Source organism: Shewanella insulae, assembly GCF_009831655.1.
Classification (GTDB): domain Bacteria; phylum Pseudomonadota; class Gammaproteobacteria; order Enterobacterales; family Shewanellaceae; genus Shewanella; species Shewanella insulae.
Genome location: NZ_WRPA01000008.1, coordinates 111,228 through 137,578, shown reverse-complemented (window position 1 = coordinate 137,578; position 26,351 = coordinate 111,228). Strand labels below are relative to the sequence as shown.

Annotated in this window: 18 protein-coding genes; 11 read left to right on the top strand and 7 right to left on the bottom strand. The window is 52.2% G+C overall.

The genetic code is table 11. From position 1 onward, the window contains the following. Positions 1 to 456 precede the first annotated feature (456 nt). A complete protein-coding gene (locus GNT65_RS10610; protein ID WP_160796010.1) occupies positions 457 to 3,138 on the top strand; it encodes a TonB-dependent receptor in 2,682 nt (893 codons plus the stop codon). 70 nt (positions 3,139 to 3,208) lie between these two features. On the opposite strand, the gene yfcC is transcribed toward GNT65_RS10610, so the two are convergent. Then, entirely contained in the window at positions 3,209 to 4,738 is a 1,530-nt protein-coding gene (yfcC, locus tag GNT65_RS10605; RefSeq protein ID WP_160796008.1) for a putative basic amino acid antiporter YfcC, read from the bottom strand. A gap of 337 nt (positions 4,739 to 5,075) precedes the next feature. Here yfcC and GNT65_RS10600 point away from each other — a divergent pair, with 337 nt between their 5' ends. Then, positions 5,076 to 5,990 (top strand): LysR substrate-binding domain-containing protein, encoded by a 915-nt coding sequence (locus GNT65_RS10600; RefSeq protein WP_160796006.1) that lies wholly within the window; start codon positions 5,076 to 5,078, stop codon positions 5,988 to 5,990. 138 nt (positions 5,991 to 6,128) lie between these two features. Here the strand turns inward: GNT65_RS10600 and focA are convergent, their stop codons facing one another. Next, positions 6,129 to 7,655, bottom strand: a complete 1,527-nt coding sequence (gene focA / locus GNT65_RS10595) for a formate transporter FocA (protein ID WP_160796004.1) — start codon at positions 7,653 to 7,655, stop codon at positions 6,129 to 6,131. Positions 7,656 to 8,615: 960 nt separating this feature from the next. Here focA and GNT65_RS10590 point away from each other — a divergent pair. From GNT65_RS10590 to pflA, 3 genes are all read left to right on the top strand, one after another. Beyond that, a complete protein-coding gene (locus tag GNT65_RS10590) occupies positions 8,616 to 10,148 on the top strand; it encodes a DUF3360 family protein (protein WP_160796002.1) in 1,533 nt (510 codons plus the stop codon). 563 nt (positions 10,149 to 10,711) lie between these two features. Next, positions 10,712 to 12,994, top strand: coding sequence for a formate C-acetyltransferase (gene pflB, locus GNT65_RS10585; protein WP_160796000.1), 2,283 nt, complete (start codon positions 10,712 to 10,714; stop codon positions 12,992 to 12,994). A 103-nt stretch (positions 12,995 to 13,097) separates the two neighbouring features. Further along, positions 13,098 to 13,838 carry a pyruvate formate lyase 1-activating protein gene (gene pflA, locus GNT65_RS10580; RefSeq protein WP_160795998.1) on the top strand — a complete coding sequence of 247 codons (741 nt, stop codon included), beginning with the start codon at positions 13,098 to 13,100 and terminating at the stop codon, positions 13,836 to 13,838. A gap of 6 nt (positions 13,839 to 13,844) precedes the next feature. Here the strand turns inward: pflA and yfbV are convergent, their stop codons facing one another. After that, positions 13,845 to 14,288 carry a terminus macrodomain insulation protein YfbV gene (yfbV, locus tag GNT65_RS10575; protein ID WP_160795996.1) on the bottom strand — a complete coding sequence of 148 codons (444 nt, stop codon included), beginning with the start codon at positions 14,286 to 14,288 and terminating at the stop codon, positions 13,845 to 13,847. Between the two features lie 195 nt (positions 14,289 to 14,483). Here yfbV and ackA point away from each other — a divergent pair, with 195 nt between their 5' ends. The 4 genes from ackA (at position 14,484) to GNT65_RS10555 (ending at position 19,484) form a co-directional block, all read left to right on the top strand. Then, on the top strand, positions 14,484 to 15,680 hold the full coding sequence (ackA, locus tag GNT65_RS10570) for an acetate kinase (protein WP_160795994.1): 1,197 nt from the start codon (positions 14,484 to 14,486) through the stop codon (positions 15,678 to 15,680). Positions 15,681 to 15,776: 96 nt separating this feature from the next. Next, entirely contained in the window at positions 15,777 to 17,915 is a 2,139-nt protein-coding gene (pta, locus tag GNT65_RS10565) for a phosphate acetyltransferase (protein WP_160795992.1), read from the top strand. Positions 17,916 to 18,242: 327 nt separating this feature from the next. Further along, positions 18,243 to 18,674 (top strand): hypothetical protein, encoded by a 432-nt coding sequence (locus tag GNT65_RS10560; protein WP_160795990.1) that lies wholly within the window; start codon positions 18,243 to 18,245, stop codon positions 18,672 to 18,674. Positions 18,675 to 19,259: 585 nt separating this feature from the next. Further along, entirely contained in the window at positions 19,260 to 19,484 is a 225-nt protein-coding gene (locus tag GNT65_RS10555; RefSeq protein ID WP_160795988.1) for a hypothetical protein, read from the top strand. 38 nt (positions 19,485 to 19,522) lie between these two features. On the opposite strand, the gene GNT65_RS10550 is transcribed toward GNT65_RS10555, so the two are convergent. Both GNT65_RS10550 and GNT65_RS10545 read right to left on the bottom strand, forming a co-directional pair. Beyond that, a complete protein-coding gene (locus GNT65_RS10550; RefSeq protein ID WP_160795986.1) occupies positions 19,523 to 20,440 on the bottom strand; it encodes a class I SAM-dependent methyltransferase in 918 nt (305 codons plus the stop codon). A gap of 50 nt (positions 20,441 to 20,490) precedes the next feature. Then, entirely contained in the window at positions 20,491 to 21,588 is a 1,098-nt protein-coding gene (locus tag GNT65_RS10545) for an AI-2E family transporter (RefSeq protein ID WP_160795984.1), read from the bottom strand. A 75-nt stretch (positions 21,589 to 21,663) separates the two neighbouring features. Here GNT65_RS10545 and folX point away from each other — a divergent pair, with 75 nt between their 5' ends. After that, positions 21,664 to 22,029 (top strand): dihydroneopterin triphosphate 2'-epimerase, encoded by a 366-nt coding sequence (folX, locus tag GNT65_RS10540; protein ID WP_160795982.1) that lies wholly within the window; start codon positions 21,664 to 21,666, stop codon positions 22,027 to 22,029. A gap of 92 nt (positions 22,030 to 22,121) precedes the next feature. Then, the gene (locus GNT65_RS10535; RefSeq protein WP_160795980.1) at positions 22,122 to 23,045 is read left to right on the top strand and encodes a TIGR01777 family oxidoreductase; all 924 of its coding nucleotides are present in this window, start codon (positions 22,122 to 22,124) and stop codon (positions 23,043 to 23,045) included. A gap of 87 nt (positions 23,046 to 23,132) precedes the next feature. Here the strand turns inward: GNT65_RS10535 and GNT65_RS10530 are convergent, their stop codons facing one another. Both GNT65_RS10530 and GNT65_RS10525 read right to left on the bottom strand, forming a co-directional pair. After that, positions 23,133 to 25,583 carry an ABC transporter permease gene (locus GNT65_RS10530; protein ID WP_160795978.1) on the bottom strand — a complete coding sequence of 817 codons (2,451 nt, stop codon included), beginning with the start codon at positions 25,581 to 25,583 and terminating at the stop codon, positions 23,133 to 23,135. Beyond that, entirely contained in the window at positions 25,583 to 26,323 is a 741-nt protein-coding gene (locus tag GNT65_RS10525; protein WP_160795976.1) for an ABC transporter ATP-binding protein, read from the bottom strand. Before GNT65_RS10525 ends, GNT65_RS10530 begins: the two co-directional genes overlap by 1 nt. Positions 26,324 to 26,351: the final 28 nt, after the last annotated feature.

Sequence of the window (26,351 nt, the reverse complement as noted above, 5' to 3'; positions counted from 1 at the left end):
AAATCATTTCCACAATATTTTTCATATTTTTTGTATTTTTTTCAAATAACAAACAACACAACTAAAAAACAATTCAAATCATTTTTAGAAATAGCGCGAAAACAAAGGTACCCATATAAAACAACAAAATAAACACAATCAACCCAAATGTATAACAACTGAAAGCGATTTGAAATAAACAGCTCAAAATACCACCAAGCAACACCATTAGTTGTGCATTAATTGTTAATAAAAGGATAAAACACCAAATACTTAAGCAAGCGTATCGGCTGTAGCTGCCATGTTGCAGTTGTTATCTCTCTATGATTATATCGAGCACGAGGTAAAGATTTATCAATATAAGTAAATATTTGAAAAGTTTTTACTAAATAAAGATCGACACTTAGATCGAATATAAAGCGATCAACCTATAAGTGTGTAAATCAAAAATTAAAATAAGTCTCAGGGAGAAACACAATGCAGCCTAATTCTATATTGGCTAAAGCTGTCCGTTTCGCATTAATTAGTGGTGCCGCTACGGCAGCATTAAGCGCACCAGCCGTTTATGCAGCAGACGAAGACAGCGTAGAACGTATTCAAGTAACAGGTTCACGTATTAAACGTACCGATATGGAAACGGCTACACCTGTTACCGTCATGAGCGCAGAAGACATGGCTAAGCAGGGCTTCACTAACATTCAAGACGCGTTAGAAAGTCTTACTTCAACCACGAGTGCGATGACAACTCAATCGGTTCATGGTTTCACACCTGCCGCCTCTTCTATCAGCCTACGTGGTGCGGGGGCAAACCGTACACTGACACTGATCAATGGCAAGCGTCTAAACCAGTACCCTAAGCCGTCTGGTGGCACCGATAACTTCGTTGATACCGCAAACCTACCAATGGAAGCAGTACAACGTATCGAAGTACTGCAGTCTGGTGGTTCAGCAATCTATGGTGCCGATGCCGTAGGTGGTGTGATCAACATTATCCTGAAGAAAGACTTCGAAGGTGTTGCACTTAAGTACCGTCACGGTGATACCACTAACGGTGGCGGCGGAAGCGACCGTATCGCGCTTTCTTTAGGTGCCTCATCTGATCGCGGTAACGTCTCGACTTTCATCGAATTTACCGACAACCAACAGCTTAAGGCAACGGATCGTGAAAACTTCGGTCTGCACACTGACAAAGTGCCTTACAGCCCTTATTCACAGTACAGTTCATACGGTGCTCGCATCGCAGGTAATGGCTCAGGCGCTCGCGTTTTAACAGCTGAAGAGTGTACCGCTGGCGGCTTCTTCTGGGACGCTGCTCGTAGCATCTGTGGTTTCGACCGTTCAGAGTGGCGCGATCTACAGCCTGCTAACTCTCGCTTCATCAGCTCGACTAACTTCAACTATGAGCTGTCTGATAACATTAGCCTGGTTGGTCGTCTTGACTTTGCCGAAGCAAAATCAACCACTAACATCGAGCCAATGGCAATCAATGACTACGATGTTACAGTCGATGGTAGCAATGTCACTGTATCTGCTGGTGACCTCAGCAAGACCTTCACCAACAAGGCTACAGCCCTAGGTGGCGACTTCGCCAATGCGACCGATGGTGAGTACTACTATGTACGTCGTCTACACGAGTTTGGTAACCGCGCTGGCGAGACCAAGACACGTAACTACTTCTTCACCGCAGGTCTTGAAGGCACACTGGCTGATGAGTACAGCTGGGATGCTTCAGTTAACTACGGCCGTACCAATGTAGACGTATTCCGCAGCGGTTACGCAACCGTTGGTGGCATGTTCGACTACATCACAGCGGGTGAAAACGGTAACTCTCTGCTGAAGAACATGACTGCAGAAGACGTTGAATCTGTAGCCTACTCTCCATTTGAGCGTGCGCAATCAACACAGAAAAACGTTCAGGCTAACATCTCTGGTATGGCGTTCGAGATGCCAGCTGGCGATGCACAGTTTGCATTTGGTGCCGAGTACACAGAGCAAGACTATGAAACAAACACTGACTCGGAATCTAAGAAAGGTGCCATCCTGACCACAGGTGGTTCTTCGGGTGCCGGTGAGCGTTCTTACTGGGCAACCTATGCCGAAATCAGCCTACCAGTACTTGATGTATTGACCGTTGATGCGGCACTTCGTTATGACCGCTACGAAGATTTCGGTGGCAACCTGTCTCCACAGCTGACTGTAGAATACCGTCCACTGAACGAGCTATTGGTTCGTGGTTCTATCAGCTCAGTATTCCGTGCGCCAGACATGCACCGCGTATATGGCGATGCGACTAAGGGCTTCGCAACTGTTATCGACTTCAAACAGTGTCAAGCGCTGGGTGGCACACCAAGTGAGCCAAATGCTGATCCACGTATCAACGAGATCTGTAACGAGCTTCACATCGACAGCACTACCGGTGCCAACAAAGATCTGGAAGCCGAAACCGGTTACACGGCTAACATTGGTGCAGTATGGGGCGGTGATTCACTCAACGCGTCGTTCGACCTTTGGGAGTGGAAACTGGATGACATGGTTAGCGACATCAGCGCTAGCAAGGCCGCTCGTGAGTACGAACAGTATGAAAACATGCTGACTCGTGATGCAGAAGGCACCATCACTCACGTGAACGCCGTTGCGCAGAACCTGGCATTCCAGAAAGTACGTGGTTTAGATATCACTGCTGGTTACACTTGGGATATGGACAACATGGGTGACCTGAAGCTTAACTTCAACGGTACTTACATCCTGTTGTCTGAATATCAACTAGCTCCAACGGATCCAGTTGAAGATGATATCGATAACGGTGGTCTGCCACAGTACCGCGCTAACCTAGTATTGGGTTGGTACATCGATGACTTCGAAGCGACCTTAGGTGCTTACCATACTGCGCGTATGCACGGTATGCAGTACAAGTCATTCAAAGCATCTGGTGGCGAAGACTTCGACGAAAGTGCACACGAAGTAGCATCACAGACTAAGTGGAACCTGACTGCTGGCTACAACATCACAGATGCAATCAAGGTGAAAGCGGGCGTAGTTAACCTGTTCGATGCAGGTCCAAACTTCGACCCAACAGCAACTTCATGGCCTCACTACCAGCGTTCAGTATACAACGCACGTGGTCGTGAGTGGTTCCTAGAAGGTGAAGTGAAGTTCTAATCTTACCGAGCTTCAACGAAAAAACGGCATCCTAGGATGCCGTTTTTTATTGTCTACTCTACAGAACCGCCTAGGCAAAACCAAGATAGTGAGCGCCAACCACCACAAGGCTCGATACCAGAAACAGCACCAATATGAAACGCCAGATAAACTTGAGCCACACGCCCCAGTCTACGCGGCAAACGCCTAAGGTCGCCATCAATGACGCCGACGTCGGCACCAGCACATTAGTAAAACCATCCCCCAACTGAAAGGCCAACACAGCCACCTGACGTGACACGCCGACGATATCGGCAAGAGGCGCCATCAAGGGCATAGTCAATGCCGCTTGGCCCGACCCCGAGGTGACAAAGAAGTTGAATACCGACTGAAACAACAACATAAACCAGGCCGAAGCGACCGCTGGCAACTGACCTATCAGGCTACCGGCGCTATTGAGTAAGGTGTTGAGAACGCTGGGCTCATCCGGCTTACCGCCGCCAAGAAGCAGCAAGATCCCCGAGGCGCAACCAACCAACAAGGCGGGCTCGAGCATGGTGCCGGCACCTTGTTTGAAGCTGGTCGCCATACGATTAAGCGTCATACCATTGAGCCTGAAGATCACCGCTATCATCCCTACAACTATCCCCATGGCAAAGAACTGGCTGGCGATCTCAGGAATAAACCAGGCATTAGCAACAACGCCCCAGATCACCCAGATAACCGTTAGCAAGATGGCGAGCAGCACCAGGATATCGCCGAGGTTAAAACGGCTCTGTAACTTGTTTGTCTCATGATGCTCACGAAAATACCGGTCAGACTCGTAGCAGAGCGAGCTTTGAGGATTGGCCTGGATCCTGGCGCCGTAGCGCATGGTAAAGATCACCCCCATCAGGGTGAAGCCCGCCCACATGAGGCCACGCACACCGGCTCCCGAAAGCACGGGAATGCCTGCGATGCCCTGGGCAATCGCCACACTGAAGGGGTTCATCCAGGAGCTGGCAAAGCCCACCTGAGTCGCCACATAGGTCACCATCACAGTGGTGATGCCATCGAACCCTAAACGTATCATGAGTGGGCAGATGATGATGGCAAAGGCGATCGCCTCCTCCCCCATCCCAAACACGGCGCCACCGAGGGAGAACAGGATAAAGAGTACGGGAATGAAGAGTCGCTCGTTTCCCTGGGTCTTATCAATAAGTCTCATGATGCCGTTATCTATGGTGCCGGTTTCCATCACTATGCCAAAGGCACCGCCTATCACCAGCATAAACATGATCACTCCGATGGCCGTGCCCCACTTGGAACCCGAGGTTAATCCCTCGAAGGCAAAGTTAAAGAAACCTATGCCCCCGCCTCCCTCAAACAGGGCGACCGGTTGCTTAAGATGCTCACCGGCCTCATCCAGGCTATAACGAAATGAACTAGGATCGACCACACTGCGCTGTTTCTCGACGCCGTCGGCAAGATAATGGATCTCCTGGGTCTCGAAAGACCCCACAGGCACCAGATAGGTCAGTAGCATGGCAGCCAGGGCCACGAAGAAGATGATCACTAAGGTATCGGGTAAGGGAACTTTATTTTGCGGGTTCGCCGCCGGGGAAGGCGCTTGATTTGCCATTGTTTTTCCATGGTTATTCTTGGAATCTAAGTTATTGCCCGCCAATATAAACCAATTCCTCCTTCACTGCACAAGAATCACCCGCGTAGCATAGATATCACCCAGACCTCACGGTCATAATGGCTCAGTCACCTCCCGATAGGATTCACGTATTGACAAGAAATGACAGCGGGCGCACAAGACGCCGCCAAAAAGTGAGACGTGTCGAGTAACTTAGATAAAATCAACGCTTTACTTGTGAAAGCACTCGGGCGCTCATACAATCAATATCACACAAGCATCAATTTTATTGATAGTTTTCTTTATTGTTTAAATCAGTTAGGACGCCACAAGGTCAATGAAGTACTCACTAAAACAAATCATGGTGTTCGACGCCGTAGCCAGCCTGGAAAGTGTGAGTGCGGCGGCGCGAAAACTGTCGATGACTCAGTCTGCAGTTAGCATGTCTCTTGGCCAGCTGGAAAATCTGCTCGGGCGCCCCCTCTTCATCAGACAAGGCAACCGCCTCACCCTCAGCCACTGGGGAAACTGGTTGCGCCCAAGGGCGAGACGCCTGTTGCAAGATGCACAACAGATCGAATTAGGCCTTCACGAACAACATCTTATAAGCGGTCGTTTTCGTTTATGCTCAAGTCAAACGGCCGCCGAGCATCTGCTGCCCGAGCTCATCAGTAAAATCGATACCGATTTTCCCGAACTTAGGATCGAGCTCACAGTGGAAAATACCGAGAACGTGGTCGAGGGCCTGCTTAACTACGAATATGACTTTGGCATCATAGAAGGCCGCAACGACGACAGCCGTCTGTATCAGGAGCAGTGGCTAGACGACCACTTGGTGGTGGTGGCTTCGCCGCATCATCCCTACGCCAAGCAGACCAACATCAGCCTGGCACAGCTTGAGCAGGCAAGATGGGTGCTGCGCGAGCAAGGCGCGGGGACTCGCCGCATCTTCGAGGGGGCCATCCACGGTGTCATCGAAAAACTCAACGTCTGGAAGGAGTATGAACATGTCTCCCTGCTCAAGGCCCTGGTGAAGAACGGTCCCTACCTCAGTAGCCTGCCTTTCCTGGATGTGGAGAAAGAGGTGGCCGCCGGTGAACTGGTTATCTTACCGACCCCGCAGCTCAATATGCAGCGACACCTCTCCTTCGTCTGGCGTTGTGATTCAGGTGAAAACCCGCTGCGCGACTGTGTGATCACCGAAGCCAGACGCCTGAGCAAACATCGCCAGCACACCAAGGCCAGTAGATAAATGCGTCTATAGCCAGCTATAGATAAGTTGCAGACAACAAAAAGGGGCTTTAGCCCCTTTTTATCTCTACCTCGCTAAGTCAACTAAGCCCTAGTCGAATAATAATCGCCAACACATCACCAAGGTTCAGGGCTCCTCCTACCCATAGATAGCACATACCTTGGCCACGATCGCCTCTCGGGTGATCACTCCCACGAGTTTGCCTTCACTAACCACGGGAAAACTACTCGGCTTACTGGCGCTGGCATGGCGTAGTCGCTCCTCGTAGCTGGCATAGGTATGCCCGGTTAAGACTCCCATGTCGCTCACGGGGAACAGCTTGTCACGATCCACCACCATCACCTCTATCAGATCGGCCACCGCATCGTCTGGGCCCACCGTCAGCACCCGAGTCTGCATCAGATCGGCCACCTTATAGGCGATGCCACGCACAAACTCTTCTGACCATAGGCTTCGTAGCAGATCTTGCTGGGAGACAAATCCCAGCAGGCGGTGCTGGCTGTCTACCACGGGCGCGCCACGAAGTTGGGCCCCATTGAGCCGCTTGAGCCCCTCATATACGGATAGCTCAGGTGATAAGGTAAAGGGGGTCTGCTCCATCAGTGAGCTAATGTTTAGTTTTTGAATTGATTTAGGCATTTGGGAATCTCCGCTGCTAGCTTTCGTAGATAAGGTTGAATTTGAGTCTGTCGGCGAGCCTATGGGACTAACCTGATGATCTAGCCGTTCGTCACGGCCTATTGCCGATTCGAGGTGCACCGCCATCGATGTCACCTGGGCTAATGGGGCGCTGCGAGCCTTACTTGAATCGATCCACCAGTAACCCAGGCCCACCACTATGCCGCCACCCACGATGTTGCCCGCGGTCACGGGAATGAGGTTATTGGTCAGAAAATGGAGCAGCGTCAGATCGCTAAATTGCTGAGCGGTAAACCCAGGGATCTGATACCAGTCCCAGATGGCCAGCTGCTTGATGGCAATCCCCAGCGGCACCATAAAGAGGTTGGCGATGCTGTGCTCGAAGCCGCTGCTGACAAACATCGCCACAGGCAGCATCAACAGGATGGCCTTAGTCAGCGCCTCCTTACTGGCGAAAGTCATCCAAACCCCTAAACAAACCAGCATGTTACATAGGATGCCCAGGGCGAACGCCTGACCCCAGGAGTGATGCAGCTTATGTTGGGCAACCTTCAAGGCATTGAGGCCCCACAAGCCAGCGTCTAACAGGTACATCTTGGCACTGAGGATCAATACCAACATGATCATGGCGCCGCAAAAGTTACCCAGATAGACACGTCCCCAACAGGCCAGCAAGGCCCGTGTACTGACACGCTTTTGCGCCCAGGCGACACTGCTCAGCACGCTACTGGTAAAAAGCTCACCGCCACAGATCACTACCAGCATCAACCCCAAGCTAAAGGCTAAGCCCCCAACGAGGCGCACCATGCCCCAATCGCCCGATGCGCCTGTGGTGACTGTGAGATAAAACACGAAGGCGAGCGCGATAAAGGCACCGGCAAACATCGCCTGACCGATAGACTGCATCGCCGCCTTAGTCACCTTCTCCTGGCCATATACCGCAGCGCGCTGACATAGACTCATCTCTGCAACTGGTATCGAATGGCGTGGCTCGCTGAGAAGTGGTACTAGGTTAGCTATAGACATTGTGTATCCATCTCCAGCCAAGCGTATAACAGGGGTGAAATTTCATTTACATCGTCTCCCATGTGCCAAGTCCCGAAAGACGGCTATTGATTAATAAATGTTTTTACAAAGAGTTAGCTCATTGCCTCACTCTCTGATGCCGAGATTAGCCACTAATAAGTAGAAATAAAATTTGATATTAATGAATGAGACAATCAGTAAATTTGATAGCCGGACACCCAAGTAAACAGCATGTTAAACCGACAACATTTTGCAATAATTAAAATATAATTCAATGCCTTATAGCACTCTAAATGTTGCTCAGCTCAAGATAACGGAGAGAGTGAACAACTCCCACAGTCAAAGGGGCTTACATGGCACACTGGCAACTAACCACCTATTGCCTAAGCTATAAGGCAACTTGATTAACATACTTAGCGGGTACTTTGTCTGGGCAAGCTGGAGACGAAGCGAGAGGCGAAGACAAGCATTTGCGAGACAGCGTGCACAATGCGCGCGCTTTTTGTGAAGTCTAACCCACCTAAAAATGTGAGCCATGAGAGACACCTCCAATTTACTCAGAATGGGGGGAGTGGCTCCCAAAAGTGACAGAAGGCGCGATCTCTATCCAAACGCAATATATATGCCTAATGTAAAAAGGGAGCGGAAATAGCGATACAAGATGTTAACTAGCTCCCAAATCATCTAATCGCCAGTTTCAAGTTTATTGATAGTTAATGTCAGGTGATTTTCACTATGTTAAGATTTACGAGGTAAATTGGTCAGACCAATTTTAAACAGCGTTAGGGATGCAACTGCTCACCGGATTTAGGGTGTTTAATCCATTCTTGGGGGCGGACAAGTTACTCGAGTGGCACCTGGGGGTCTTTCGACAAACGACACTCGCTGACTTGCAAGGATTACCTCTAAGTCTTCATCGAATTGATGAGTCAATAAGTTCTTTTCGGAGAATGAGAAATTATGTCAGAAACAGTCAAAAAAGAAGAGATGGAAGCCTCTGAGCTGACTTACAAGGCGCTTCACCGTCCTGCCAGCGAGTTTGCCACTCGTGAAGAATATTTAGATCACGAATTACAGATCATGAAGCCCAGACGTTGGGGCCTCAACCTGCCGGGACGCGATTTCCGCTTCGAGTGGGAAGACCTAGTGCCCGCCATCGCAGGTACTATCGGCATCACGGTGATGTATTCCGCCGTAATGGCCGCCTGGGCATCGGGCCTGAGTGAGCGCTGGGATCACATCAACCTGGGCGCCGAATTCGCCATTCAGGTGGTTCGCGTCGAAATGCTCATCCCCGCCCTGCTCTTCTGTATCATCAGTTCTGGATTTATCAACCCCCGCGCCAACCTAGGCGGCAACCACGGTCCCATGATCCCGCTTATTGGTGCCATCGCCCTCGCAGGCGCTCACCCATTAGCGCTTGCGATCCTCTTGGGTATCTTTGGTCTGCTGCTCAGTTACTTTAAGGGGGGCTCCAGGTTGGTGAACCTCACCTCCAGCGGCGTCGCCGGGGGCCTGTTGGTGTTCCTGGGATTCATGGGCGCCAAGAGCCAGATCACCTCGCTGTTTGACTGGGCCGGCGGCCTACAGGCCAAACACGCGCTGGACTATAGCCTGGGCTATGTGGCCTTCTTCATCCTCTTGGTGAATGTCGTGCTCTACGCCTATCTGGCCAAGGTAGGTAAACGCTGGCTGGCGATCCCGCTTTGTTCTATTGCCGCAATTGCCCTGGCCTTCGCCTTAGGCGCCGGGTTAGATCTGCAGTTTGTAACCGCGCCTGGTATCCCTAACCTGAATCCGGTTTACTGGTGGGGCTCTACCGAACACGGCTGGCAGCTAGGCTTACCTAACTTCGAGCACTTCATCGCTTCGCTGCCTTTTGCCATCCTAGCGGTGGCCATGTGGTCACCAGATTTCCTCGGACACCGTATCTTCCAGGAACTGAACTACCCTAAGGGCACAGAGAAAGTACTGATGGACGTGGATGACACCATGACCACCTGTTCGCTGCGTCAAATCGTCGGTACGGCCGTGGGTGGCGGTAACATCACCTCTTCTTGGGGTACCTATATGATCCCGGCGGCAATCGCTAAGCGTCCTATTCCTGCCGGCGCCATCTTGCTGGGTAGCCTGTGTATCATAGTCGCTGTACTGGGTTACCCTATGGATGTCACCGTATGGCGTCCCGTGATGTCAATTGCGTTGCTGGTTGGCGTATTCCTGCCACTACTGGAAGCTGGCATGCAGATGGTGAAAGATACCCAAAGCAGCCAGGCGGCAGGTATCTGTATCTTCGCCTCATTCGTTGCCAACCCTGTACTGGCCTGGGCACTGACCATGTTGTTAGATAACAATGGCCTGATCGGCGACAAAGAACGTGCCGCCAGCCTGAGTCTGGCCGACAGGCTGATCATTCCTGGCATGGCCTTTATTATCTGTCTGGCCGCCATGCTGGCAGTGGGGATGATTCAAGGGATCCCGGCGCTCCTTTAGTCTCAAAACCGATAACGAAGAGGGCTTAGGCCCTCTTCGTTTTTTTCTCCCCTATACTTACATCAAACTTGCTGATAACAGGCATCAATATGCCCTATAGGCATGGCCCGCATAACACCAAGGAATCCACGTTCTCCTAATTGCCATGAACCTCCCGGTGAAAGTGAGAGTTACCTCGCGCAAATAACCGACTCTTAGGTGAGATGCAAACGAAATTTTGCCCCAAAAATGATAACCCGATAGCAATTTTGGCATTAACTCGGGCTAAAGCAGACCGATTCTGATGCAGCACCTAGGGAGATATGGTACTATTCATATGGTTAATTGGTCTTACCAATTTAACGATAACCGAATCCTTCTAAACAATGAGTATCGAACGGCTTCGGATATCGCGTAAAACAGATTTAAATCGACACGGTTTACCGTTTCGATAATCAGTTCCCATCATCCGGGTAATACATTGAAGGGAGCTGCGAAGAATAGCTATTGGTGTATCGCAACGTCTTAAGTGACAGCCACTCGATAACCAATAACCTTTATCTCAAACAGAAGGTATTAGTACGATGACCGAAAAAACTGAGCTGTTCACCAAAGCGTGGGAAGGTTTTACTCCTGGTGATTGGAAGTCTGAAGTAAATGTACGCGACTTTATTCAAAAGAACTACACGCCCTATGAAGGAGACGAATCTTTCCTAGCCGGCGCCACCGAAGCGACCAGCGCGCTTTGGGACAAAGTGATGGAAGGTATCAAGCAAGAAAACCGCACTCACGCGCCGGTTGATTTCGATACCGACAAAGTCTCTACCATTACCTCTCATGAAGCAGGTTACATCGACCAAAATCTTGAAACCATTGTCGGTCTACAAACAGACGCGCCACTTAAGCGTGCCATGTTACCCAATGGCGGTATCCGTATGGTCGAAGGTTCATGCGCTGCCTATGGTCGTGAACTGGATCCAAACATCAAGTATGTCTACTCTGAGCTGCGCAAGACACACAACCAGGGCGTGTTCGATATCTACACCCCAGAGATCATGCGCTGCCGTAAGTCTGGCGTATTGACTGGTCTGCCAGATGCGTACGGCCGTGGTCGTATCATTGGTGACTACCGTCGTATCGCCCTGTACGGTATCGACTACCTGATGCAGGAAAAATTTGCCCAGTTCAGCTCACTGCAAGCGCAGTTTGAAGCAGGCGAAGATCTTTCTGCCACCATGCAGCTACGCGAAGAGATCGCCGAGCAGCACAAAGCCCTGGGTCAGATGAAGCAGATGGCTGCCAGCTACGGCTGTGACATCTCAGGTCCTGCAACCAACGCTAAAGAAGCGATTCAGTGGACCTACTTCGGCTATCTGGCCGCAGTGAAGAGCCAAAACGGCGCCGCCATGTCACTTGGCCGTACCTCTAGCTTCCTGGATATCTACATCGAGCGCGACATCAAGAATGGTGTCCTGACCGAGCAGCAAGCCCAGGAGATGGTCGACCATTTCGTGATGAAGCTACGTATGGTGCGTTTCCTACGTACCCCTGAGTACGACGAGCTATTCTCTGGCGACCCAATCTGGGCGACCGAGTCTATCGCGGGTATGGGTCTTGACGGCCGCACTCTGGTAACTAAATCTAGCTTCCGCTTCCTGCACACCCTATACAACATGGGTCCAAGCCCAGAGCCAAATATCACAGTGCTTTGGTCTGAGAAGCTACCGCTGAACTTCAAGAAGTACTGCGCTAAGGTGTCTATCGACACCAGCTCTATTCAGTACGAAAACGATGACCTGATGCGTCCAGATTTCGACTCTGACGACTACGCCATCGCCTGTTGTGTGAGCCCTATGGTTGTTGGTAAGCACATGCAGTTCTTCGGAGCGCGCGCCAACCTGGCCAAGACCATGCTTTACGCCATCAACGGCGGCGTGGATGAGAAGCTTAAGACTCAGATCGGTCCTAAGTTTGAGCCAATCACAGATGAAGTACTGGACTTTGACGATGTGATGGGCCGCCTAGACAACATGATGGAGTGGCTAGCCACCCAATATGTGTCTGCGCTGAACGCTATCCACTACATGCACGACAAGTACTCTTACGAAGCGGCCCTGATGGCGCTGCACGACAGAGACGTACGTCGCACAATGGCTTGTGGTATCGCCGGTTTGTCTATCGCTGCCGACTCCCTGTCTGCCATCAAGTTTGCCAAGGTTAAGCCAATTCGTGACGAAAACGGCATCGCCGTCGATTTCGACATCGAGGGTGAATATCCTAAGTTTGGTAACAACGATGCACGCGTCGACGATTTAGCCACCGAGCTGGTTGAGCGCTTCATGGCTAAGATCCGTCACAAGAAGATGTACCGTAACGCGATCCCGACTCAGTCAATCCTCACCATCACCTCAAACGTGGTTTATGGTAAGAAGACGGGTACTACGCCAGACGGTCGCCCTGCCGGCGCACCATTTGCGCCGGGTGCGAACCCAATGCATGGCCGCGACGAGAAAGGCGCTATCGCGTCACTGACCTCGGTTGCCAAGCTGCCGTTTGCTCACGCACAAGATGGTATCTCTTATACCTTCTCTATCGTGCCAAACGCACTGGGTAAAGATGAAGACGGTCGCCGCGCTAACCTGGCTGCACTGATGGACGGTTACTTCGCTCATAACGAGACTCGTGAAGGTGGTCAGCACCTTAACGTGAACGTGATGAACCGCGAAATGCTGGAAGATGCCGTGGTTAACCCAGACAAGTATCCACAGCTGACAATCCGTGTTTCTGGTTACGCCGTGCGCTTCAACGCACTGACACCAGAGCAGCAACAGGACGTCATTACACGTACTTTCACCAAAGGGATGTAAATTCCGTCAATCGAGCGGTCAAACGCTAGATTTTTGGTGAATATAAGCTAGGCTGTGCACTAATTTAGCACAGCCTACTTTAATTGAAGTTTTCGGAGTCACAATGACAGTAAAAGGGCGGATTCACTCACTGGAATCCTTTGGCACAGTCGACGGTCCCGGCATTCGGTTTATCACCTTTATGCAAGGCTGCTTGATGCGCTGCCAATACTGCCACAATCGTGATACCTGGGATCTTCACGGTGGACGTGAAATCGAGGTCGACGAGCTGATGGAGCAGATCATCAGTTATCGGCCTTTTCTCGAGTCCAGCGGCGGAGGCGTCACCGCCAGTGGCGGCGAGGCCATACTTCAAGCCGAATTTGTCGCAGCCCTGTTCAAGGCCTGCAAACAGCAAGGCATACACACCTGCCTGGACACCAACGGCTTCGTACGTAAATACACACCGGTTATCGATGAACTCCTCGATAACACAGACTTGGTTCTGCTCGATATCAAGCATATCGACGACGACCAACACATCGCCTTAACCCATGTCAGCAATCATCGCACGCTGCAATTCGCCCAGTATCTCCAAAAACGCCAACAAAAAGTGTGGATACGCTATGTGGTCGTGGGCGGTTATACCGATGATATTGCCTCGGCAAAAGGGTTGGCAGAATTTATTAAACCTATGACCAACGTAGAGAAGGTAGAACTCCTTCCCTACCACGAGCTAGGCAAACACAAATGGGAAGCCATGGGCGAAGAGTATCCCCTCAAGGAAATCTCTCCCCCGTCGCGCGAAACCATGGAGCAAATTAAACAGGTGTTTGTGGAAGCTGGCATCAACGCCATGTACTAACTCGCTTTAGAGTGCTTCCCAGTATTGCTTATCGAGACGCTCGAAGGCCATCTTCAAGATGACAGCCATGTCCAGATAACAGGCACTGGCACCTAAAGGGGGACAAGCCACCCCCATCCCCTGGAGCTTGGCGGACAGATTATTGCCCCAATCCAGCAGAGAAAGTGGCAGCGGATGTTTGGCTCGCCAACCGAGCCAGAGCAAGCCTTGAATAGGCAAGCTGATAAAGAACAAGGCGATGGTGATGGCCTGAGGTAACCAGGCCCAGCCATACAGATAGAGTTGACTGCCACCGGCCAACAGGGCCAGCAGCGGCATCAAGCGAATCGCCAGAGCCGTCGCGCGGATCACGCGATACTCTGGAAAATAAAAACTAAGTTGTCGAACCATAGGCCAAGTCTTCATATAGCGTCGACCGACCCCTAAGGTTTTTAAGACTTGAACAGTCAATGATGACACCTAACACTTAAGAGACTGTCTTTACCATAGCACAAGGCAAGCGTCAGCCCCAAGGGGCATCGCTTCGGCGAAGACCCACTCTTAATCTCAGGAACGAGAATTTAAAGCGACATCGACCCCAGACGTCGACGTCATTTAATTTAAGTGGATGCCAGTCATTCACCCACTTTGCAAAAGGTTTTAAACATGTCAAACAAACTGGTTTTGGTACTAAACTGCGGCAGCTCATCACTGAAGTTCGCCATTATCGACGCACTTACGGGTGACGACCAGATCTCAGGTCTAGCAGAGTGCTTTGGTCTGGAAGATTCACGCATCAAGTGGAAAGTCGATGGCAATAAATTCGAGTCTAAGCTGGGTGCCTTTACGGCTCACCGCGAGGCGATCGAGTTTATCGTTAAAGACATTCTGGGCCAGTATCCTGAAGTCGCCGCCCAGATCCAGGCTATCGGTCACCGTGTGGTACATGGCGGTGAGAAGTTCACCCATTCTGTGGTGATCGACGACAGCGTGATCGCGGGTATCGAAGATTGTGCCGCCCTGGCGCCACTGCACAACCCTGCGCACCTTATCGGTATCCGTGCCGCCCAGGCCTCTTTCCCTGGCCTGCCACAGATCGCCGTGTTTGACACCGCTTTCCACCAAAGCATGCCAGAACATGCCTTCGTCTATGCCCTGCCCTACAAGCTCTATCGCGAGCACGGCATCCGTCGCTACGGCATGCACGGCACCAGCCACCTGTTTGTGAGCCGCGAAGCCGCCAAGGCACTGGGTAAAGAATTAGCCGACACCAACGTCATCTGTGCCCACTTGGGTAATGGCGCGTCAGTCACAGCCGTGAAAGGCGGTAAGAGTGTCGATACCTCTATGGGTCTGACACCGCTGGAAGGCCTGGTCATGGGTACCCGCTGTGGTGACATCGACCCTTCTATCATCTACCACCTGGTGGATCGTCTGGGTTACACCTTAGATGAAGTGAACAACCTGATGAACAAGCAGAGCGGTCTGCTGGGGATCTCCGAGCTGACTAACGATTGCCGCGGCATCGAAGAAGGTTATGCCGAAGGCCACAAGGGCGCGACGCTAGCACTTGAGATCTTCTGCTACCGTCTGGCCAAGTATATCGCCTCTTACACAGTGCCACTGGGCCGCCTGGACGCCTTGGTCTTCACAGGTGGTATCGGTGAGAACTCAGATCTTATCCGTGAGAAGGTACTTAACCTGCTTGCGATCTTCAACTTCGAAGTGGACCCTGCACGCAACCAGGCGGCGCGCTTTGGTAACCAGGGTCAGATCACCACAGACAATGGCCCAGTTGCCATGGTGATCCCAACCAACGAAGAGTGGGTGATCGCCGAAGACGCGGTTTCACTGCTAAAGTAATGTTATCGAAGCAGTAAATGCTATCGCGGCGCCATGCGCCGCAACGAATTTTGTCAAGACCCGGCCGATAGACAGGCCGGGGCATAAGAGGTAACTATGTCTCGCAATATTATGCTCATCCCCAATGGCACCGGCGTCGGCCTGACATCTATCAGTCTAGGTATGGTACGTGCGCTGGAACGCCACGGGGTAAAGGTGAGATTCTTCAAGCCTATCGCCCAGCAGCGCCCAACCGATAAGGGCCCTGAGCGTTCGACCACCATCCTAAGCAAGTCGCCGACGGTTAACCCGCTCGAGCCCTTCGACATGGTTCACGCCGAGCACTTGATCCGCACAGATCAGACCGATGTCTTGATGGAGCAGATCATCGCCCGCGCCACCGAATGTGCCGATCCTAGCGAAACCCTGATCGTCGAAGGTCTGGTGCAGACCCGCAACCACCCCTTCTCGGATGACATCAACTACGAGATCGCCAAGGCGCTCGATGCCGATATCATCTTCGTCGCCGCGCCGGGTAACGAAACCCCGACCGCCTTGATGAACCGTCTCGAGATCGCCCACAACGCCTGGGGCGGTAGCAAAAACAAACGCCTTATCGGCGCCATCATCAACAAGATTGGTGCACCGGTGGACGACGAAGGTCGTGCCCGCCCGGATCTATCTGAGGTATTTGATCACCAGGACGTGCAGCGTCCCGATGCCGCCAGCATGTTCCAGCTGCCCGGTAAGAGCAAGCTGCGCATCTTAGGTAGCGTGCCATATAACCTGGATCTGGTCGCGCCACGCGCCTCGGACCTGGCCAAGCACTTGCGTGCCCGCATCATCAATGCCGGCGAGATGAATACCCGTCGTCTGCGCAAGGTCACCTTCTGCGCCCGCAGTATTCCTAACATGGTCACCCACATCAAGACAGACTCCCTGCTGGTCACCTCGGGCGACCGCTCCGATGTGATCGTCTCAGCCTGTCTGGCGGCGATGAACGGCGTCAAGGTGGGTGCACTGCTGCTAACTGGTAGCTATGAGCCAGAGCCTGAGATCATGGCCCTGTGTGAACAAGCCTTCGAGACAGGTTTACCTGTATTCTTGATCGACACCAACACCTGGCAGACCTCGCTCAACATCCAGCGCTTCGACCATGAAGTGCCTGTGGATGATGCCGTGCGTATCGAAGAGGTGCAGGAGTATGTCGCCAGCCATATCGATCAGAGCTGGGTAGAAAGCATCACCATGAACTCACCACGTGAGCACAGACTGTCACCACCGGCCTTCCGCTACAAGCTTACCGAGCTGGCCCGCGCCGCAGGCAAGACAGTGGTACTGCCAGAGGGCGACGAGCCAAGAACTATCGAAGCCGCAGCCATCTGCGCCGATCGCGGTATCGCGCGCTGTGTGCTTATCGGTAACCGTGAAGAGATCCTGCGTATCGCTGGCCAACAGGGTGTCACCTTAGGCGAAGGGGTTGAAATCATCGAGCCTGAAGCCGCACGTGAGCGCTATGTCGACCCTATGGTTGAACTGCGTCGCCACAAAGGCATGACAGAAGTGGTTGCCCGCGAGCAACTGGAAGACAACATGGTGCTGGGCACCATGATGCTGGCCCAGGGTGAGGTCGACGGTATCGTCTCGGGTGCGGTAAACACCACGGCCAACACCATACGTCCACCACTACAGCTGATCAAGACGGCGCCGGGTTCTAGCCTGGTCTCCTCTATCTTCTTCATGCTGATGCCGGATCAGGTATTGGTTTATGGTGACTGTGCCATCAACCCAGATCCAAACGCCGAGCAGCTTGCAGATATCGCCATCCAGTCGGCCGATAGTGCCGCCGCCTTCGGTATTGAGCCTAAGGTTGCCATGATCAGCTATTCAACCGGTAGCTCAGGCACAGGGTCGGATGTAGATAAGGTGCGTGAAGCCACTCGCATCGCCAAGGAGAAACGTCCAGAGCTGGTGATCGACGGCCCGCTGCAATATGACGCCGCCGTGATGCCAAACGTGGCCCAGTCTAAGGCGCCTAACAGCCCAGTGGCCGGCCAGGCAACCGTGTTCGTCTTCCCAGACCTTAATACGGGTAACACCACCTACAAGGCGGTTCAGCGTAGTGCAGATCTAATCAGCATCGGCCCTATGCTGCAAGGTATGCGCAAGCCGGTTAACGATCTGTCTCGTGGCGCCCTGGTAGACGACATCGTCTACACCATCGCCCTGACGGCGATTCAAGCCTCACAGAACTAATCTGTACTCGCCATAAGATCGAAAAAGCCTGTCACGAGACAGGCTTTTTTTATACTTGAACGGCTTAGAAAGATTAAAAAATATTCATAGATGCACAATGCGTCAAAAAATGACCACACGAATTTACCAATTAAGTTCAGTCACTTAAGAGTTATGCATCGACTCTTCAACATACTTGTCCACAGATTCTGTGGATAACCGTAACAATTTGTTCATTCAGATATGCCAGCCCAACGCCTAAGAGTCAAGTACTTTTGACTGACGCACGCCCCTTGCCAATACTTTCGAGAATCGCGATACTAGGCCAAAGCCTATCGATTAAACCCTATGAAAAAATTACTCTTTATCTTCGTTTTTCTCTTATCTGCCTGTAGTCCCGACTCGGAAACCATGTCGGGCGTCATGACACCTGAGCAGGTCTCATTAGGATTCTTTCGTGCCATCTATGTCGACAGAGATGTCGAGAAGGCTAAGCAGTTTGTCGATGAACCAATGAAGCAGGTGTTGTCCCATTACTATATCGCCGCCTCGGTACAGCGCCACGTATTAAACCTCTCTATGCGCGACGTCACCCTGGAGATCGAAGAGATAGATATCGACTTCTTCCGAAAATTTACCAAGGATGTCACTGTTATCGTCAAGATGAAGGGACTCAAGGGTGGACAACCTTGGATAGACGATCGCACCATACGCCTGCACAAGGTGAATAATCGTTGGGTGATCGTCGAGATACTGCCAGAGAAGGGAAATCTAAACTGAGCCTGGCAAGAGCTCAGCCCTCAGCAAGAAGACCAGCTAAGCAATACAAAAAAGAGCAGCCCGAGGGCTGCTCTTTTCGTCTGAAGGCTTTCAACTCAACACGCTAAGACAGGCTCAACGGAACAGTGAAAATTCAGTGTGGATATTTCCTTAATCCAAAAACGCTTCGTCATCCATCTCAACGGGTAATGACTCAATTACTTCATCTTGCACTTGGTAATAGGCGTTCTCGTATTCACGGGCTTCCATAAAGACTCCAGATTTTTGTGTAGGGTACAGGCATGCTTTTTTATTGGTGCATTTTGCCTTGGGTATAAGCTGCAACTATCTGCTAACTCATGGGCGCTAGTCTAACACTAAAAAACCACGACTTACAGAAAACTTTCAGTATTGTGGCCGCATTTAGCAAAAAAAAGCCTAAAAGTGTCAATATTCAATGGGCAAGGTGAAAGTCTTTCATTTTTTTACTGCTACTAAAACTAAAAAACATTTTCTTTACAATAAAACGATCTAATGACTCAAATGAGAACTGCTATCAATTAATTAATAGCGAATGGTTTGCGCAGGCAGGAATGAGGTAATGCAATGAACACGCTGATCGAATTTGAGGCTCAAAGGTTAGCCGACCTGTTTACGCAGGGAGACACCTTATCTATCCACATGTTCATGGACTCCATGTCCATGCCCTTCGACGTACAAGAAAAATTGTTTAACGAAATTTCGGCATTAAAAAACCTGGACCACCAACAGATAGCCCAGGTCATAGAGTCACACGGTCAGTCCTTGATTCAAGAACTCTATCGCTACTGATTTAAGCGGCTCATGGCCATGCCATGAGCCCAGTTGCGCTATGCCCGCTCCCGCTGGCGGTAGCGCAACACCTTTAATGCCTTATCTGGGTTACTATCCAAGAACACCTCGGGATTAGCCAGCTGCTCGACAAACTCCAGCGTCGGGCTCTGCTCTACCACCTGCTGCTTGAGAAAATCGATACCCAGTTCGGGGGCATTGAGACACAGCAAGACTTCACCCTGTGGCGCCAACAGCTGAGGCAGGCGGCGTAGAAGCCTCGCATAATCCTTAGTCGCCACAAAGCTACCCCGCTGATTGCTCGGCGGATCGGCGATGATGAGATCATAAGGTCCCATCTTGGTTAGCTTGCCCCAAGACTTGAAGATATCGTGCCCCAGGAAGCGTGCACCATGGGGTAACTCGTTGAGCAGATGGTTCTGCTTGCCTATGGCTAACGCCCCCTTGCTCATGTCGATATTAACAACCTGATCCGCGCCGCCCTGCAGCGCCATCACGGAGAAGCCACAGGTATAGGCAAACAGGTTGAGTACGTTGGCCTGGGCCGCATTGGCCTTCACCCAGGCACGTCCGGCGCGCATATCGAGAAACAAGCCATGGTTTTGACCGCGCAGTAGATGGATCTGAAAGCGCGCGCCGTTCTCACTCACCAGATGTGGCTCGGGCACCTCGCCATGTAGCATATGGGTCTGGGTCTGTCCCGCACATCTGTGCTGGAATACCAGATTAAAGTCCTGCTCTCCCTTCTCCGCCTTCCAGCGCGCCCGGATCGCCTGGGTCAGCTCCTCGAGCGCCGCCTCATCTATCTCCTTGAAGCTGGTGAGGAGCAGTACAGGTGGAAACCAGTCGAGGCACAGATGCTCGGCGCCCTCATAACGACCACCACGGCCATGAAACAGCCGCTCGGCCTCTTCAGAGAATTGCACCTGTTGTAATGCTTGCTTAAATGACTCCATCTAACGCTATTTACCTATTACTAATACTGTCTGTTTTAATGAATAATGAACTACTTCTCTGCGTCGGCGTTAACTTGGGACTCGGCGCTCCCCTCCACTTCGACCTTAACCAGGGTCTCGTCGACGCGATCGGCCAGTAAGATGGCCAGCCAACCACCGCTCTGGCTCGACTCAAGTGCAATTTTAACGATCATGGTTAGGGGCACTGAAAGCAACATACCTACAGAGCCCAGCAGCCAGCCCCAGAAGATCAAGGAGAGGAACACCACCAGGGTCGAAAGCCCCAGCCCACGCCCCATATATTTAGGCTCGACGATATTACCCATCACGGTATTAGTGGCCAGGTAAAGCAGCGCCGTGCCTCCCGCTCCCGCTGGGCCGAGTTGAATAAAGGCCAGTAACACAGGCGGAATCGCGGCGATGATAGAGCCTATGTTAGGGATATAGTTGAACAGGAAGGCGACGACGGCCCAGAGCAAGGCGTAATCGACCCCCATCAGCGCCAAGCCTGTCCCGACCACCACGCCAGTTCCCACGCTCACCAGCGTCTTGATCACCATGTACTGGTTTACCGACTGTAGAAACTTGTCTATCTGCTTGATACGCATGTCGGGATCGTCAAGCGCGAAATGCAGCTTCTTGGGCAAATCCTGGGCCTCGAACAACATAAACACGACTGTCAGTATGATAAGAAACAGGTTAGCCATCACGCCGCCGACACTGGACAACATATTGGTGGTCATCGATAGGGCTATTCCCGGATCGAAATAGGCCAAGATCTGTTCCTTGGAGACTTCGATATTCAACGCCTGTAGCTTGGTCAGCACCCAGGCAAATTGTTCCACCAGCTGATCTCGATAAAGCGGCAACTGACGGGAGAATTCGTTAATGGAGCTTCCCACTAGGGAAGCCAGCCAGAGCCCCATCAGCACGATAAACACCATCATGATGGCCACAGCTAATGCGCGGGGCAGTTTGAGGCGGGTCATGCCATTGATCGCCGGGTTACAAATCACCGCGATAAAGGCCGACAACACAAAGGGAACCACGATAGGGCTGGCGGCTTTTATCCCTGCCAAAATCACGACGATAAACGCCATGATGGCAAAGCCTTTGAACGCGACCCCCTGATTATCAAATCGAGTCATCTAAATAAAGTCCTTCTGAATTACCCATAATATTGATAGGCTTAACTTAAATCTGACACAAGAAAAATTACGCCCATGAAACCAGAAATTGCCATCATTCGAATTAAAAATCTCCGTCTTCGCACTTACATCGGCATCAAGGAAGATGAGATCAACAACAAACAGGACGTCACCATCAACGCAGAAATCCATTACTGCGCCGCCAAGGCCCGCAACAGTGATAATATGCAAGACGCCCTGAATTATCGCACGATAACGAAAAAAATCATTGCTTTAGTTGAAAACAATCGCTTTTCGCTACTCGAGCACCTCACGGATCAGGTACTGAGCATCGCCAGTGATCATGAATGGGTCGATTTCGCATCGGTCGAGATAGACAAGCCCCACGCCCTGAGATTTGCCGATTCGGTTTCCATGCAGCTCTGCTACCAAAAAGCCTAAATGACCTTCAGGCGATCTTAGCTCGTCAAAAGTGATCCGAATCCCTGGCTATGGTGTATATTTTTGATATCCCCTAAAAATTTGGAGTGAGCATGCGAATTCTGATCACGGGCGGTACTGGATTTATCGGCAAGGCCTTGGTGAAGGCCTTAGAAGAGAAACACCAACTCACCTTGCTCACCCGTTCGGCCGGCAAGGCACACCTGACACTGGGTAATCAGCATAAGTTACTGGGTAATCTGGGGGCACTGAGCAGCCTCGATGGCTTCGATGCCGTCATCAATCTCGCGGGCGAGCCCATTGCCGACAAACGTTGGAGTCTTGAGCATAAGCAGAAGATCTGTGACAGTCGCTGGGATATTACCGCACGGTTAGCCAAACTCTTCGAGGCGAGCGAGACGCCGCCTAAGGTCTTCATCAGCGGCTCGGCCATCGGCATCTATGGCGATCATGACAAACAGGTGCACCTGGATGAGAGCTTCGATCTCGCCCACTTCAAAGACACGGGAAAAGAAGAGAAATTTCCCCATAGCGTCTGTGCAAAGTGGGAAGAATTGGCGCTCGAATGCCAGGGAATAACCCGGGTCTGCGTCATTCGCATCGGCCTAGTACTGGGCCTAAATGGTGGTGCGCTGAAGAAGATGTTACTGCCCTTTAAGCTGGGCGCCGGTGGCGTGGTAGGCTCAGGCCAACAGGGAATGAGCTGGATCCACAGAGAAGATCTCATCGCCATCATACTGTTTCTGTTAAATAATGAAGAGTGCCAAGGGATCTATAATGCCACCGCCCCCAACCCGGTCAGTAATCGCGAATTTACCAACTCACTGGGCACAGCGCTGAGTCGCCCCACTCTACTGCCGATGCCAGCCTCAATTTTAAGCCTGGCCCTTGGAGAGATGTCTCAGCTATTGCTCGAAGGGCAATATGTCTATCCTGAGCGTTTGACCCAGGCAGGTTTTAGCTTTCGCTATACCCATCTGGACAACGCCCTGGCAAATCTTTTTGGCAATCAGTAAAACACCAGACCTTCAAGCTGCCACGCAAATTTAAGCCAGCGGCGCGCTAGTACTTACTCACGCCGCTCATTTCTCTATATGTTTCCGCTAGCCCTGCAGCAGTTGTCGACAGGACTTACGTAGCAGCTGACGACAGCGCCAGGTGCCCAGCAGGGCGACGATGGCCGCGCCGGCAAGGGGCGCCAACAGCCACCAATTCCAATGCATATAAACCACTAGTTCAAACACCTGAGTCTTCAGCAGATAGATGGTGAACTCGGCCACTATGGCGGCAAGCAAACCTGCTATCAAGCCAAGCAGAGCAAACTCCAGCGCCGTGGCCATACGCAGCAACCACCCCGAGGCACCGAAGGTGCGCAGCACCGCCAGCTCTCGCTGCCGCGTCGCCATCCCCGCCTCGGTCTGGGCGATCATCACCAGACTGCTGGCCAGCAATACCAACACCAACACCAGTGTCAGCGACAGTGAGACCTGGTTGATGATCTGTCTAAGCTGCTTCACCATGGCGCCGACATCTATGATAGAAACCGTGGGGAAACGTTTGATCAACTCGATCACCAGAGGCCGCTTGCTGTCATCCAGATAGAAGCTAGCCATTGAAGTATAAGCAAAGGGGGCCAAGGCGTCGGGGTGGAAGATCATGAAGAAGTTTGGCTGCATCGTCTCCCAGTGCACGGCGCGAATGCTGGCCACCTTGACGGTCAACGGCTGATTGTCGATCACATAGCTCAGCTCATCTCCCAGCCCGATCCCGAGACGCTCGGCGACGCCCGACTCCACCGACACCTCATCGGCCTTTTGGTTGAAGTGACCGGACACCAGCTCGTTATTAGGCGGCAGTGAAGTACGCCAGGTCAGATTCAGCTCGCGGGAGATCCCCACCCGGCCATCAACTCCCCGCTCCGCCTGCTCGGCAGAGATCAGCTGCTCGCCATTGATCGCCACCAGTCGGCCGCGGATCACAGGATAGATATCGGTCGCCTTGACGCTATTGTCGTTAAAGTAGGCCTCCAGCGGCGCCTGCTCCTCGGGAGCAATGTTCACCAGGAAATAGTTAGGCGACTGCTCGGGCAACTGTTTATGCCACTCATCGAGCAGATCTTGTCTGAGCGCTATTATGGTTAGCAGCAACACCAGGGCGCTGCTAAAACCCACCAGCTGCACCGCATTTTGCCTGGCACGACGTCTCAGCCCCGCAAGGGCCAGCTGCATAGGGTTGGTGGTCTTCATACCCACACTGTGACCGGCGCGGATCAACAAGAAACCAAACAGACTCAGTAAGACGCCGAGCAGCATGACCGCAGCAACCACCGTCAGGGTGAGCACCAGACTCTGTGAGTAAAGATAACCCAACAGTGCCATCGCAGACAGACTAAGTACCAGGTGCAGCCACATCCCCAGCTGGATCCCCTCTAGCTGACGCTGCAACACCCTGAGGGGCGGAATAGCCAGCAGCCTCATCAGCGGATAGGCAGAGAACATGAAAGCCGAGATAAGCCCGGTGGCGACACCTAAGGCGATAGGCCTAAACAACGGCGGCGAATAGGCCGAAATCGACGCCGGCAGATAGGCGCTGATCAGCGTATCGAGCAGGAAGCCACCAATAAGCCCCAAGACGATACCCGCAAGGGTCACCAACAGCAGATGCAAACCGAAGAGAATACGGATCTGCCGACTCGAGGCGCCGAAGGTCTTGAGCATGGCCACCACGTCGAAATGACGCTGACAGTAGCGCTGGGCAGCAATCCCTATGGCGGCGCAGGCGAGCGCTATTCCCAACAGGCTGGCCAGCAGCAGAAAGCGCTCGGCCCGCTTGACCGCACCGGCGATGGGCGAGTCCCCCGACTGCACATCGATCCAGCGTTGGCTGTTGTTGAGCAGCGGCTTAACTTCTGCCTCGAAAGCCTTAAGCTGATCAGCCTCGCCGGCAAACTGATGGATATAGCTCACCCGGCTGCCCGGTTGGATCACCCCTGTCTTGGGCACATCTTGCAGACGCATCAGCACCACGGGCGATGACGCAAAAGGGTTAAAGCCCGCATCGGGCAGTCTGGCTATCTCGGCGCTCAGGCTAAAGTTGGCATTGCCAAGCTCAAGCTGTTTGGGGTAACCCAAGATCCCACCCAGGCGGGTCTCGTACCAGATCTGATCCGCCTTGGGCAGCTTATCGGTCGGGCCATCGCTCAGCTCTATCACCCCTTTCAAGGGATAACCGTCGCCAACGGCCCTGACGGTCACCAACTGAAAGGCGTCACCAGAATAAGCCATGGAGTTAAATTGCATGCTGGCAACATGCCTGAGCCCCAGCGCATCGGCCTTGACTAATATCTTCTCATCCAGGGGAACCGGCGAGTTAATGATGCGATCGGCGGCAATAAATTTAGAGGCCTGGCCGTTAATGGCCAGTTGCAGGCGCTCACTGACCTGCGCAAGGCCACTTACCGACAGTACCGCCAGGGTGATCGCCAATATAATGAGTAGCAATTGCCCCTGTAGTAGCTCTCGTTTAAACAACTTCCATGCGATGCGAGACTCCATTAACTCGCCTCCGCCGCGCTCGAACGGGCCATCACTTGCTCGCCGCTGTTGTCGCTGGCACTAACTACCTCACTTAACTGACCCGCCTGCATATTCAGCCGACGCTGGCAACGATTGGCCAGCTGGAGATCATGGGTCACCAGCACCAGGGTAGTGTCACTCTCACGGTTTAGCTCAAACAGCATGTCGGCCACCCGGTCGCTGTTGGCGCCATCCAAGTTACCCGTAGGTTCATCGGCAAACAGCACCTTAGGCTCGCAGATAAAGGCCCTGGCGATGGCGACACGCTGCTGCTCACCGCCCGATAGCTGGTTGGGAAAATGGTTGAGTCTATGGCTTAATCCCACACGCTCTAGCATCTGCTGCGCCTTCTGCTTGGCGTCGTTGACACCGGAAAGCTCGGCCGGCAACATGACGTTCTCCAGGGCATTTAGGGTGTCGACAAGCATGAAAGACTGAAAGATGAAGCTGACTTTCTGTTTACGTAGGGCGGCCTTGCCTTCCTCGTCCAGACCATTGAGGGTCACGCCGTCGAGGACTATCTCCCCCCTGGTGGGCGAATCGAGCGCCGCCAGCAGTCCGAGCAGGGTAGACTTACCCGAGCCAGAGGGACCAAGAATCGCCACACTCTCCCCCGACTTGACATCCAGATTGATGCCATTGAGGATAGTAAGCTCTCCCTCTTGGGTAGTTACCGATTTATAGAGATCACTGACCTTGATAGCACTATTTTCTAACATAAATTCCTTCTCGCTTCGTCGCTTTAGC